This window comes from Pseudomonas sp. YJ42, from assembly GCF_047225135.1.
Taxonomy (GTDB): domain Bacteria; phylum Pseudomonadota; class Gammaproteobacteria; order Pseudomonadales; family Pseudomonadaceae; genus Stutzerimonas; species Stutzerimonas stutzeri_E.
The window spans coordinates 1,142,698-1,156,169 of record NZ_CP178378.1; the positions used below are offsets into that span (position 1 = coordinate 1,142,698).

At 61.2% G+C, this 13,472-nt stretch carries 12 protein-coding genes; all 12 read left to right on the forward strand.

What is annotated here, in order from left to right; genetic code table 11:
- The first annotated feature begins 2 nt into the window (after positions 1-2).
- The 12 genes from ACL0K2_RS04975 (at position 3) to ACL0K2_RS05030 (ending at position 13,369) form a co-directional block, all read left to right on the forward strand.
- Positions 3-215: a hypothetical protein gene (locus ACL0K2_RS04975; protein WP_413043932.1), complete on the forward strand. Its 213-nt coding sequence runs from the start codon at positions 3-5 to the stop codon at positions 213-215.
- A gap of 107 nt (positions 216-322) precedes the next feature.
- The gene (locus ACL0K2_RS04980) at positions 323-1,321 is read left to right on the forward strand and encodes a glycosyltransferase (protein ID WP_413043933.1); all 999 of its coding nucleotides are present in this window, start codon (positions 323-325) and stop codon (positions 1,319-1,321) included.
- A 46-nt stretch (positions 1,322-1,367) separates the two neighbouring features.
- The gene (locus ACL0K2_RS04985) at positions 1,368-2,438 is read left to right on the forward strand and encodes an acyltransferase family protein (RefSeq protein WP_413043934.1); all 1,071 of its coding nucleotides are present in this window, start codon (positions 1,368-1,370) and stop codon (positions 2,436-2,438) included.
- A gap of 125 nt (positions 2,439-2,563) precedes the next feature.
- Positions 2,564-4,168, forward strand: coding sequence for a sensor domain-containing diguanylate cyclase (locus tag ACL0K2_RS04990; RefSeq protein ID WP_045162524.1), 1,605 nt, complete (start codon positions 2,564-2,566; stop codon positions 4,166-4,168).
- A 131-nt stretch (positions 4,169-4,299) separates the two neighbouring features.
- Complete coding sequence (gene rimO, locus ACL0K2_RS04995; RefSeq protein ID WP_413043935.1) at positions 4,300-5,622, forward strand: 30S ribosomal protein S12 methylthiotransferase RimO; 1,323 nt, start codon at positions 4,300-4,302, stop codon at positions 5,620-5,622.
- Between the two features lie 426 nt (positions 5,623-6,048).
- Entirely contained in the window at positions 6,049-6,852 is an 804-nt protein-coding gene (locus ACL0K2_RS05000) for an outer membrane protein OmpK (protein ID WP_413043936.1), read from the forward strand.
- Between the two features lie 469 nt (positions 6,853-7,321).
- Positions 7,322-7,987: a TetR/AcrR family transcriptional regulator gene (locus tag ACL0K2_RS05005; RefSeq protein ID WP_045162527.1), complete on the forward strand. Its 666-nt coding sequence runs from the start codon at positions 7,322-7,324 to the stop codon at positions 7,985-7,987.
- Between the two features lie 263 nt (positions 7,988-8,250).
- The gene (locus ACL0K2_RS05010) at positions 8,251-8,988 is read left to right on the forward strand and encodes an SDR family oxidoreductase (RefSeq protein ID WP_045162528.1); all 738 of its coding nucleotides are present in this window, start codon (positions 8,251-8,253) and stop codon (positions 8,986-8,988) included.
- Positions 8,989-8,998: 10 nt separating this feature from the next.
- Positions 8,999-9,454, forward strand: a complete 456-nt coding sequence (locus ACL0K2_RS05015; RefSeq protein ID WP_045162529.1) for a carboxymuconolactone decarboxylase family protein — start codon at positions 8,999-9,001, stop codon at positions 9,452-9,454.
- A gap of 250 nt (positions 9,455-9,704) precedes the next feature.
- A complete protein-coding gene (locus ACL0K2_RS05020) occupies positions 9,705-11,249 on the forward strand; it encodes an ABC transporter ATP-binding protein (RefSeq protein WP_413043937.1) in 1,545 nt (514 codons plus the stop codon).
- 10 nt (positions 11,250-11,259) lie between these two features.
- Positions 11,260-12,363, forward strand: coding sequence for an ABC transporter permease (locus ACL0K2_RS05025; protein WP_413043938.1), 1,104 nt, complete (start codon positions 11,260-11,262; stop codon positions 12,361-12,363).
- A 79-nt stretch (positions 12,364-12,442) separates the two neighbouring features.
- Complete coding sequence (locus ACL0K2_RS05030) at positions 12,443-13,369, forward strand: ABC transporter permease (protein ID WP_045162531.1); 927 nt, start codon at positions 12,443-12,445, stop codon at positions 13,367-13,369.
- The last annotated feature ends 103 nt before the right edge of the window (positions 13,370-13,472 follow it).

The window sequence follows — 13,472 nt, forward strand, 5'->3', positions numbered from 1 at the left end:
CTATGGACAGTGAAGACCAAAACAGGCAATCGCTGATTTATGCCGACGGATATTCCTATACCGAAATATTCCAGGCACCCGAACTACCGGGAATGCCTGGCGGCAGTCGGTTGATCAGTGTCTTTCATGCTTTTTTTACCGCAGACCGAGACAACGACATTCTCGACGCCGATCCGACTGCGCTGCTGAGGATGAAAATGACCAGCGACCTCTGAAATTCGAACCGCACGCGTCCCGCTGCTGTCCCTAAGCGCCTCGTCAGACGGCCTTCCGCGCCATCTGACGCGGCGGTCGTTCCCCCCGATTCATGCAGAGCTCCCCAATGACCCCGAAAACCTCCGTGGTGACCGTGACCTATGGAGATCGGCTGGCTTATTTGCAGCAGCTGATCGAGCGCGCGCTGGCGTTCGTCGAGATCAACGAAGTGATCATCGTGAGCAACGCCGCGCTCGCACCGCTGGAACAATTGTCAGAACGCTGGCCGGGAAAGGTCCGATTGATTCAGCTGCAACACAATACCGGCTCGGCGAATGGCTATGCCGTGGCGCTCGAAGCCGCGCTGGCCGGCGGCGCCGATTACATCTGGATGATGGATGACGATAACGCCCCGACGGCCGCCGCAGTGTCGATCCTGCATCGGGAGGTCGCGCGTCTGGGCAGCCTGCTCGGCCCGGATCGGGTGGCAGTACTGGGCTACCGGGCAACACAGCAGGCCGACATCGCCCAAGGCGTACCGCCGCGCTATATCTTGCAGCCGCGCTCCAGCTATTTCGGCTTTCACATCGCCCAGTTACCTTTCAAGATCTGGCGTAGGCTTCCTTGGGCCAAACGGCCCGGCAAGCGGCTGGCGAGTATCAGTCTGCCCTTCGCTCCCTACGGCGGCATGCTCGCGCATCGCAGTCTGTACCAGCGCATCGGCCTGCCGTTGAAAGATTTGGTGCTATACGTCGACGACACTGAGTACACCCGGCGCATCACCGCAAGCGGGGGGCGATTGTTCCTGTTCACCGATGCGGTAATCGACGAGCTTGAGCAGTCCTGGAACATCAAGGCGCGCACACGCAATATCTACGAAGCCTTTCTGCTCGGTGACTCGGACTTCCGCGCCTATTACACCGCACGCAATCAAGCCTGGTTCGACAAGAACGTCTGGGCCGCCTCCCCCCGGTTGCATCGCCTCAATCGGGCGATCTTTCTCACCCTGCTGCGCCTGATCGCCCGGCTGCGCAATACCCGTGAGCGCCTGGCGCTTATCGAACAAGCCATCCATGACGGCGAAAACGGCGTTCTGGGAATGAGCAAAACTTTCCCGTTGCGTTGAGCCCTGCCTGTAGCAGTGCTGGCGCCCGGATCACCAGGACTTGTCCATGGATATCGCTTCGACTCAGCGCGAGCAGAACAACTTCGACTTCTTGCGTTTTTTTGCCGCTTCGGCAGTGGTCCTTGGCCACTGCTATTGGCTGTCGGGGGCCGGCGAAGTCGAACCGGTACGGCTGTTTACCGGATCCATGGATACCGCTGACATTGCCGTGAACCTGTTCTTCGTCATGAGCGGATTTTTGATCGCCGCATCATGGATCAACAGTCGCAGCCCGCTGGACTTCGCCGCGAAACGCGCCCTGCGGATTTTCCCGGCGTTGGGCGTATCGGTACTTTTGACCGTGCTCATTGTCGGGCCGCTGGCGACCGAGCTGTCACTCGAGGAGTACTTTCTTAACCGCCAGACCTTGGGCTACCTCGGCAACATCGCGCTGATTACGCATTTCCATCTGCCCGAGGTGTTTACCGGCAATCCCTTTCCCGAAACCGTCAACGGCTCCGTCTGGACGTTGCCCTACGAAGTGCTGATGTACGTTTCCTTGCTGCTGATGGGATTGCTCCGTGTATTCGGCCGTATCGCAGTGCTGGTGGTACCTATCGCGTTGATACTGATCCATTTCCAGCTGGCACCGAGCCTGGGCCTGGAAAGCGACATTCTGCGCAAGTCGACCCGACTGGGCATGTTCTTCTTCCTGGGCTCGGCGTTGTACCTGTTTCGCCGCAGCGTGCCGTGGAACTGGAAGATCGCGCTGACGCTGCTGGCCGTATCGCTGCTCAGCGCGCAGACTGAGTTGTGGCTGTTCGTCCACGTCCTGACCTTGCCTTACCTGACTATCTATCTGGCGCACCTGCCCATTCCGCGATTGTCCCGGTTTGGCAAATATGGCGATTTCTCCTACGGTATCTACATTTTCAGCTTTCCGATCCAACAGCTGCTGATGCACGGGTTCAGTCCGCAATTGCCTCTGGGTGCGTTCATGGCGATCAGCCTGTCAGCGAGTATCGCTATCGCGGCGTTGTCCTGGCATTTGATCGAGTCTCCAGCGCTGCGATTGAAACGCTATCTGCCCGGAGCGCGAGCGAGCATCAGCCGTACGGACCTCAGCCCAACCCCCTGACCAATGTGTCTGCCTCGCTTGATAGCCACCCCATCGGTGATGGATTTCATTGCAAGTCTGGAGCCCTGTAGTCAAACGCCCTACCATGCATCACGATTCCTTCCTGCCTACCACAATCAGACCCCATGCCTTTTGCCCCACTGTTTCGCGTAGACCTGCGACGGCTGATCGTAATGCTGGCCATCCTCAGCGGGTTGATTACGCTGAGCATCAGCTTTTATGCGAGCTATCAGGTGCAGCGCGATTCACTCATCGACAGTACCCTCGAGGCCAACCGGGTCTATGCACTCAAGCTTGCAATCGGCACAGAAACCTTCTTCGATTCGGTACAGCAACAGCTCGCATACAGCGCGGGTATCCTCGGTGGGCAGTTCAACGATAACGGCAAGCTACTTAGCGAGGCCGAACGCCTACGATTGCAGACGAACAGCTTCAATACCGTGGTCGTCACCGATGCCTGGAGCGTAATACGCGCGACGTCGCGTAATGCCGAGCGGCTGATCGGTCAGCGGTTGGATTCGCCCGGTGCACGCGAAGCGCTTCGAGAGCGTAGAGCGCTGATCAGCAGCCCCTACATTTCAGCGATCGGTACGCTGGTGGTCCTGATCTCGCATCCGATCGTGGACAAGGAAGGCACTTACCTCGGCTATATCGGCGGAGTCATCAGTCTTAAGGAGCCGAACATACTCAACAGCATGCTTGGCGAGCACTACTACCAGGACGGCTCCTATCTCTACGCCGTTGATCAGAACCGGCGCTTGCTGTACCACCCAGACCCCAAACGGTTAGGCACCGTCGTGAAGGGAAACCCAGTCATCGATCGGGTAATCCACGGCGAGTCGGGCAGCCAGCGGGTCATCAACAGCCAGGGGCAGGACATGCTAGCCGGCTTTGCAGCGGTTCCAACCGCCCGCTGGGGCATCGTCGCGCAACGACCGACCGCGGTGACGCTGCACCCACTCGACAATCTGATGCTCGAGATCCTGCGGCAAACAGCCCCCCTCGCACTGCTGACGTTTATCGGCGTCTGGTGGTTGTCAGCGCTGATTTCACGCCCGCTCTGGCAGTTGGCGAGAAGCGCCGGCGAAATGGACGCCCCTACCAGCGCGGAAAGAATCCAACGTATCCGCTCCTGGTATTTCGAAGCCGCGCAGCTCAAGCGCGCCTTGAAGCTGGGCATCAGCCTGCTGCACCAACGCATCGGCAAGCTCAATCTCGATGCCCAGACCGACCCGCTGACCGGCCTGCACAACCGCCGCGGTCTTACCCTGGCTCTGGACGCGTTAAGCGCCGAAGGCCACTCGTTCGCCGTCATTGCTCTGGATATCGATCACTTCAAGCGCATCAATGACAACTACGGCCATGACGTTGGCGATCAGGTCATTCTTCATCTCGCTCAGCTGATGACCGCCTGCTCGCGTGGCGCCGACACGCTGTGCCGAAGTGGTGGCGAGGAGTTTCTGATGCTGCTGCCAAACACCAGCATCGAATCCGCACTACGGGTCGCCGAGCGCTTGCGCCAATGTGTCGAGCAGGAGCAGATTGCACCGGTGGGGCACATCACCATTTCTCTGGGTATTGCCGTCTGGCCGGTACACGCCGACGGAATCGATCGCGTGCTCAAGCTGGCCGACGGCGCGCTGTATCGGGCCAAGCAGCAGGGCCGCAATCGATCAGAGGTCGCCGAACTGGATCGGGACCCAACGGAAGATTCCAACCGGGACGGCTAGCCGACAGGGGCACACTCTACTCGGCCGGCGTGGACTTACGCCGGCCGGGCACGACGACCGACATGGCTAAAAAACATCCAGCTCTGTATACTCGCGCGCCTTTTTCATGCGCTGTTCCGAGGTCATTGTCGATGAGCAAAACGCCAACAGTCGGGTTCGTATCACTGGGCTGCCCCAAAGCCACGGTGGACTCCGAACGCATCCTGACTCAGCTGCGCATGGAGGGCTATCAGATCGTGCCCACCTACCAGGACGCCGACGTGGTGGTGGTCAACACCTGCGGCTTCATCGACAGCGCCAAGGCCGAATCGCTGGATGCCATCGGCGAGGCCATCGCCGAGAACGGCAAGGTGATCGTCACCGGCTGCATGGGCGTGGCTGAAGACAGCATCCGCAACGTGCATCCCAGTGTGCTGGCCGTCACCGGTCCGCAGCAGTACGAGCAGGTGGTCAATGCCGTGCATGAAGTGGTGCCGCCGAATATCGACCACGATCCCTTCATCGATCTGGTTCCGCCGCAGGGCATCAAGTTGACCCCGCGCCATTACGCCTATCTGAAGATTTCCGAAGGCTGCAACCACACCTGCAGCTTCTGCATCATCCCCTCCATGCGCGGCAAGCTGGTCAGCCGCCCGGTGGGCGATGTGCTGAGCGAAGCCGAGCGTCTGGTCAAGGCAGGCGTCAAGGAGATCCTGGTGATTTCCCAGGACACCAGCGCTTACGGCGTCGACATGAAATACAAGACCGACTTCTGGAACGGTCAGCCGGTCAAGACGCGCATGCTGGAGCTCTGCCAGGCGCTGTCGAGCATGGGCGTGTGGGTACGTCTGCATTACGTCTACCCGTACCCGAACGTCGACGACGTGATTCCACTGATGGCCGAGGGCAAACTGCTGCCCTACCTCGACATTCCCTTCCAGCACGCCAGCCCGAAAGTACTGAAAGCCATGAAGCGCCCGGCCTTCGAGGACAAGACCCTGGCTCGCATCAAGAAGTGGCGCGAGATCTGCCCGCAGCTGACCATTCGTTCGACCTTCATCGTCGGCTTCCCCGGCGAGACCGAGGAGGACTTTCAGTACCTGCTCGACTGGCTCACCGAAGCACAGTTGGACCGTGTCGGCTGCTTCCAGTACTCCCCGGTCGAGGGCGCACCGGCCGAGGCGCTGGGCCTGGAGCCGGTGCCGGATGAGATCAAGCAAGACCGCTGGGACCGTTTCATGGCCCACCAGCAGGCCATCAGCGCCGCGCGGCTGGAGCGCAAGGTCGGTCAGGAAATCGAAGTTTTGATCGACGAAGTCGATGAAGATGGTGCGATCGGTCGTTCCTACGCCGATGCCCCGGAGATCGACGGCATGGTCTACGTCGACAGCGAACATCCGCTGCAGCCCGGCGACAAGGTCTGGGTTCGTGTGACCAACGCCGACGAGTACGACCTGTGGGCCGAGACCATCTGATCAAAGTCGGCCAAAACCCCATAAAGACCTCGCCCCGGCGGGGCTCGAGGTGACAAATGAACCCCGCCAATCGGCGGGGTTTTTCGTTTCTCCGGTAGCGATCATCATCGGCCACCTTAAGGAGCAATGGTGGCGCCGCGGCAGCCCTGACGTCGCGCCACGTTGAGTTCGGCCCTGATGGCCAATTGCCCGCATCAAATTGGGGCACTGTCGGTACGGTCAGGTTTTTTATGGAGCGGCATTAGGTAAAGGCGCTTGCAGAAATCGATCAAGCGCCTCATGAACTAAACTATGTGCTTGAAATAAAAAGATATTCAAAGGGCCCCTATCGTTAAATAATACTTGGCGCAGGTCTTGCTTAAGCAGCAACATCTGACCATCCGGCCAAGAAAAACAAGCCACATAACGCAATAGGAGCTCTCCTCTATGAAGTCCATTCTGACCATCGCCGCGCTCACGGGCAGCCTGACGCTCGCAGGCCAGGCGGCCGCCGCACCAATGCTGTGGCAAAACAACAGCCTGACCTATCTCTACGGCAAGAACTTCTCTGTAGACGGTGCCGGCGGCAAAGAAGGCGATATCCAACAGACCATCACCTTCGAACATGCCAGCGGTTGGACTTGGGGGGACATGTTCTTGTTCGTCGATAACAAGTGGTACAACGGCATCTCCGGCAGCGACGGCCACACCTACTACGGTGAGTTCAGCCCGCGCCTGTCGCTGGGCAAGATCACCGGCGCCGATCTCTCCTTCGGCCCGGTCACGGACGTGCTGCTCTCGGCCACCTACGAACGCGGCGAAGGACGCAATCGCAACTATCTGCTCGGCCCAGCGGTGGATCTGGAAGTGCCCGGCTTCGACCGGCTCTCAATCAACACCTACTACCGCAAGCCTGACGGCATCACCGGCGCGCCGAGCGGCCAGTGGCAGATCACACCGACCTGGGCCATGACCTTCCCGGTGGGCAAGTCAGACATCCTGTTCGATGGCTTTATCGACTGGGTCGTCAACGACGCGGGCTCCAAGGCCAAGGGGGACTACCTGGCCAAAAACTTCCACTTCAACCCGCAGGTCAAGTACGACCTCGGCAAGGCGCTCGATTACACGCCAGGCAAGCTCTACGTCGGTATCGAATATGACTACTGGACGAACAAGTATGGAATCGAGGACAGCAGTGCCTTCAATACCGACAACAACGTCACCAACTTCATCGTCAAGGCTCATTTCTGATACGAACGGCCACGCGCTTCGCCCCTCGGCGTTCGGTTGGAAGTCGTATCTGACATAGCCTGAGACCATGGCGGTCGTTATCGGATGATGACTGCCATTGCTACGAGGCGGCACAAGCAGTTTCGGCCGGTCCGTTGCGAGCCGGCCTTGCCGACAGCGGAGACAGATGCGCTACAAAAGAGGGCAAGCCTCGCCCCATGATCCCATTTTGGTGCACGAATGCGGGTCGGACGCCCGTGCAGCCGGCAGACAAGGGAGTCAAAATCGACGTGCCAGAGCCCTTCGGGTACACAACCCGAATCGCACCGGTAAACCTAAGCGGCTGGTCAGTTTCTTGCAGCCCCGACTCCTGAACGACTGCGACAAATCTGCTCGATCTGCTGCTGTCGCGAGGAAAATCAGCCGATGCCGCCTACGCTAGCATTAGGAAGCGCATCGGGCTGATACCGCCACTACAGGGAACGGACTTATGAATACTTTCGACGCAACGCTCACCCAGCCGTCTGTTGCCAGCAAACGCACCGGCCGGATTCGCCAGAAAAACGAAGAACTGATTCTCTCGGCGGCTGCGGAAGAATTCGCCCGCTATGGCTACAAGGGCACGAGCATGAACGCGATCGCTTTGCGTGCAGCGCTGCCCAAGGCCAATCTGCACTACTACTTCAACAACAAGCTGGGACTTTATGTCGAGGTGATGCGGCATATCCTCGAGCTTTGGGACAACGCTTTCGATAACCTCACCGTCGAGGATGATCCGGCCACCGCGCTGGCGCACTACATCCGCGCCAAGATGGAGTTTTCGCGTAGACAGCCTCAGGCCTCGAAAATCTTCGCCATGGAGGTCATCAGCGGCTGTGAATGCCTGTCGGAGCATTTCAACGAAGACTACCGCGAGTGGTTCCGCGGCCGCGCTGCGGTGTTCCAGGCCTGGAGCGACGCGGGCAAAATGGACCCGGTCGACCCCATGCATCTGATCTTCCTGATCTGGAGCAGCACCCAGCATTATGCGGACTTCTCCGACCAGATCCGCCGCATCACCGGCCAGCGCCGGGTGACCAAGGATGATTTCGAGCGCGGCACGGACACTCTGATCCGGGTCATCCTCAAAGGTTGTGGCCTGACACCGCCAGCCTGACGTTGCCGCGCAGTCCCGCCGTTGCAGGCTAAGCCGCTATGTCGCAATGACAGCCGTTCGCCGAGGCCGGCCTCCCAACGTCTGAATGATCGGCCATGGGCCGCAAGCGAAAGCGACTGGTCCGTACCAAGGCGTCCGATAGCGCACACACCAGCATCAGGCAAGCGCCCGGCAGGATCGACATAACGCAGCGAACGCCCTCCGCGACAAGATTCATTCGACGGCGCCACCGACGCCGGCACCTAATGAACCGCGGAGGACACATGTCGAACATCAACGGAAAAATCGTACTCATCACCGGCGCCAGCAGTGGTATCGGCGAAGCAACGGCGCGCCTGTTGGCCGCGCAGGGCGCCAGCGTCGTGCTGGGTGCTCGCCGCCTGGATCGCCTGGAACGGCTTGTAGCCGACATCAACGAGGCTGGCGGCGTGGCCGCATGCAAGGCGCTGGACGTCACCCGGCGCGAAGATGTGCAGACCTTCGTCGACTTCGCCGAACAGCGCTTCGGCCGCGTCGACGTGATCGTCAACAACGCCGGGGTCATGCCGCTGTCATCGCTCGATGCGCTAAAGGTCGAAGAATGGGACCGGATGATCGATGTGAACATCCGCGGCGTGCTGCATGGCATCGCCGCCGGTCTGCCACTGATGCAACGCCAGCGCTCAGGCCAGTTCATCAATATCGCTTCGATCGGCGCCTACACCGTCAGCCCCACCGCGGCGGTGTACTGCGCGACCAAATATGCGGTACGTGCCATCTCCGAAGGGTTGCGCCAGGAGGTCGGCGGCGACATCCGCGTCACCCTGGTCTCGCCGGGCGTGACCGAATCGGAACTGGCCGAGAGCATTTCGGACAACAACGCCCGGGCGGTCATGGACGATTTCCGGCGCATCGCCATTCCGGCCGAGGCCATCGCCCGCGCCATCGCCTATGCCGTCGATCAACCTGCCGACGTCGATGTCAGCGAACTGATTGTCCGCCCTACAGCCAGCCCTTACTGAGGTCGCTGCGATGAGGATTGCAAATAGCACGCTAATGTTTGCCACTTGGTTAGGCATCTTCGGCCCGCTCGCGCTCGCTTCACCAGAAACAGTTGGCAGCGAACGGCGCGAACGTGGCTTGCAAGTCATGGATCATCTGTCCGGCGGTGCCGGTCAGCCAGTACTCGAGGCGTTGCGACGGGATTATCCGTTTCTTGCCGAGGGCATCACCGATTACGCGTTGGGCGACGTATGGGGCCGTACGGCTCTGGACGCTCGCACCCGGCAACTGGCGGCCGTTGCCGCCTTTGCCGCCCAGGGCAACCTGCCGTACCTGAAAATCCACGCGGGCTATGCACTGCGCCACGGGGTCACGCGTGACGAGCTGAAGGAGGTGATCTACCTGACCACCGTCACGGCGGGCTTTCCTCGTGCCATTGACGCGGCCCAGGCGCTGCGTGAAGTACCGGACCCGGCCGAGCAGTAACACCAAGGCGCTACGCCTACAGGCGTAGCGCCTTCACCTCCGATTTGCATCTGCCCATGTCGTCCCGCCCAGAAACGGTGCGCGCACACCGCACTTCGTACGAACAGGCACCAAAGCGAAGCACAGACTACCCTCGTCCTGTGGTTGCTTAATCACGCAGCCTGCTGATCCATGCTTCGCAGCATTTTCCTGACTACCTGGCCAGTTTTTTGCTAATGCTCTGGTCATGAAGTATCCAGCGGACGCCTATATGCCCGAATCACATACTGCACGCCTGCAACTGGCTGGCATCACCAAACGGTACCCTGGCTGCCTGGCCAACGACCGCATCGACCTGTCGATCCAAGCAGGCGAAATTCACGCGCTGCTGGGCGAGAACGGCGCTGGTAAAAGCACCCTGATGAAAATCATCTACGGCGTGACACAAGCGGACGCCGGCGAGGTTCGTTGGGAAGGGCAGCCGGTGACCATGCGGGACCCGGCACAGGCGCGCGCGTATGGCATCGGCATGGTGTTTCAGCACTTTTCATTGTTCGAAACCCTCAACGTCGCCGAAAACATTGCACTGGCGATGGGTGCCGAAGCCGGCACGCCGAAGCAGCTGGAGCCGAAGATCCGCGAGGTATCGCAACGCTACGGCATGCCGTTGGAGCCGCAGCGGCTGGTGCACAGCCTGTCGATCGGCGAACGCCAACGAGTGGAAATCGTTCGCTGCCTGATGCAGGACATCAAGCTGTTGATTCTCGATGAGCCGACATCGGTGCTCACGCCGCAAGAGGCCGACGATCTGTTCGTCGTGCTGCGCCGGCTCGCTGCCGAAGGCTGCAGCATCCTGTTCATCAGTCACAAGCTCAACGAGGTTCGCGCCCTTTGCGAGCGCGCAACGGTGCTGCGTGCCGGACGCGTATCGGGCGAGTGCGTACCGGCCGAGTGCACCGACATGGACCTGGCGCGCCTGATGGTCGGTGATGCCGAAGGGCTCGAAGCCGAATATCCCAAGGCCCGGGGCGGTGCGCCTTTCCTGCGGGTCGAGGGATTGTCTTGGCATAACGTCGACCCGTTCGGCGTATCGCTGGCGGATCTGATGCTGGAGGTACGCGCTGGCGAGATCGTCGGCATCGCGGGAGTCGCCGGCAACGGCCAAGACGAACTACTGGCGCTGCTCAGCGGCGAGCAGCGCCTGGCTCGCGGCCAGGGTGCGCGCATTCGCTTTCTCGATGCGCCGGTGGCGCACCTGCGTCCCGACGCGCGCCGTCGCCACGGTATGGCCTTCATCCCGGCCGAGCGCCTGGGGCATGGCGCCGTGCCTGACATGAGCCTGTCCGACAACGCCCTGCTCACTGCTTTCCAGCAGGACGATCTGATCGGCGGCGGGCTGATCCGTCATGACCGGGTCGAGGCCTTCGCTCGGCGCATCATCGAACGTTTCGCGGTGAAAACTCCCGGCCCCCATACGCCGGCGCGCAGCCTGTCCGGCGGCAACTTGCAGAAGTTCATTCTTGGCCGAGAGATCCTGCAGCAACCGAAACTGCTGGTCGCGGCACACCCGACCTGGGGCGTGGACGTCGGCGCCGCCGCGGCGATTCATCGTGAGCTGATCGAGCTGCGCGACGCCGGTGCCGCCATTCTGGTGATTTCCGAAGACCTGGAAGAGCTGTTCCAGATCAGCGACCGCATCGCGGCATTGAGCCATGGCCGCCTGTCGGCGCTGCGTGCGACGGCCGAGACCACCACAACCGATGTCGGCCGCTGGATGGCCGGCCAGTTCGATCAACCCACGCCCACCGCCGCCTGAGAGCCTTCGCATGCTGTTATCCCTCGAACCACGTGGTCAGCAGTCGCGACCGATGCTCTGGCTTTCGCCGCTACTGGCCGCGTTGCTGACTCTGCTCAGCGGCGCGCTGCTGTTCGCCGCGCTCGGCCATCCGCCACTGGAAACCCTGCGCGTGCTACTGATCGATCCGGTCAGCGATCTCTACGGCGTCTCCGAACTGTTGGTCAAGGCGCTGCCGATCCTGCTTTGTGCGCTGGGTCTAGCGGTGGTCTACAACGCACGAATCTGGAACATCGGTGCCGAGGGGCAACTGCTCATCGGCGCGCTCGCCGGTAGCGCGCTGGCGGTACACATCATCGATTGGGATTCTCGCTGGGCACTGGTCCTGACGCTCGCCGTCGGCACGCTTGGCGGCGCCGTCTGGGCCGGCCTCTGCGCCTGGTTGCGCACGCAGTTCAATGCCAATGAAATCCTCACCAGCATCATGCTCAACTACATCGCCTTGAACCTGTTGCTGTTCGCCGTGCACGGGCCGTTGAAGGATCCGCAAGGCTTCAACTTTCCCGAGTCGGCGATGTTCGGCGACGCCACGCGCCTACCGCAACTGTTCGAGGAGCTGCGCGTGCATGCCGGTTTCTATTTCGCCCTGCTGGCGCTCGTAGTGGTGTGGGTCCTGCTGCAAAAGAGCTTTCTCGGCTTCCAGATCAAGGTGCTGGGACTGGACAAGCGCGCCGCCGGCTTCGTCGGTTTTCGCGAGAGGCGCCTGGTCTGGGCCGCCCTGCTGATCAGCGGTGCGCTGGCCGGCCTGGCCGGCGTCGCCGAGGTCACCGGGCCGATCGGCCAGCTGGTGCCGCAGGTATCGCCCGGCTATGGCTATGCGGCCATTACCGTGGCCTTCCTCGGTCGACTCAACCCGCTCGGCATCGTCTTCGCCAGTTTGTTGATGGCGCTGCTCTACCTCGGCGGTGAGAACGCACAGATGGCGGCCAATCTTCCGCAGTCGATCACCCAACTGTTCCAGGGCATGGTGCTGTTCTTCCTGCTGGCGTGCGATGTACTGATTCTCTATCGGCCGCGCCTCGGGCGGAACCTGAAGCCGAAAGCTGGCAGCCTGCAGCCAGCGGTGCAGCCATGAACGCCGCGACTCGCTCCGCCAATGCAGTTGCCGCTTTTACTTCCAGCTTCCCGCTTCTGGCTTCCCGCTAAGGAACACCATGGATATCGATCTACTGACCAATATCTTTTACGCCATGATCCGCACCGGTACACCGCTGCTGCTGGTGGCGCTCGGCGAGCTGGTCTGCGAAAAGACTGGCGTACTCAATCTCGGTCAAGAAGGCATGATGCTGTTCGGCGCAGTGGCCGGTTTCATTGCCGCGTTCGCCACCGGCAACCTCTGGCTGGGTGTGGTCTTTGCCTGCCTGGGCGGGATGCTGCTTTCGCAACTGTTCGCCCTGGTGGCGCTGGGTTTCAACGCCAACCAGGTGGCGACCGGGCTGGCGCTGACCATCTTCGGTGTTGGCCTGTCGTCGTTCATCGGTGCCGGCTGGGTCGGCAAGCCGCTAGCGGGCTTCGAACCCATCGCCATTCCTTTCCTGAGCGACATCCCGCTGATCGGTCGCATGCTGTTTGCCCAGGATCTGCTGGTCTATCTGTCCTTCGCACTCTTCGCCCTGGTCGCCTGGGTGCTGCTGAAAAGCCGTATGGGTCTGATCATCCAGGCGGTCGGCGAGAATCCCAACGCCGCCAGCGCCATGGGCCTACCGGTGCTGCGCGTGCGGGTACTGGCGGTGCTGTTCGGCGGCGCTATGGCCGGGCTGGCCGGCGGCTACCTGTCGCTCGCCTATACGCCGATGTGGGCGGAGAACATGACCGCCGGGCGTGGTTGGATCGCCTTGGCGCTTGTTGTGTTCGCCAGCTGGCGAGTGGGTCGCGTACTGCTCGGCGCCTATCTGTTCGGCTTGGCCAGCATTCTGCACCTGGTCGCCCAAGGGCTCGGCCTGTCGATCCCCGGTAATCTGCTGGCGATGCTGCCGTACGTCGCAACGATCATGGTGCTGGTGCTGCTGTCGCGAGACGCGATCCGTACTCGCCTGTATGCACCGGTGTCGTTGGGCCAGCCGTGGAAAGCAGGTCATTGACCGATGACCGCCCGGCACTCGCCCTGGTGGACTGAAGCCCACCCTCGCGCAGACTCGTCGGGCTGAAGCCCCTAGCCCGCTCCGCCCGGTGGGCGCGACGGTG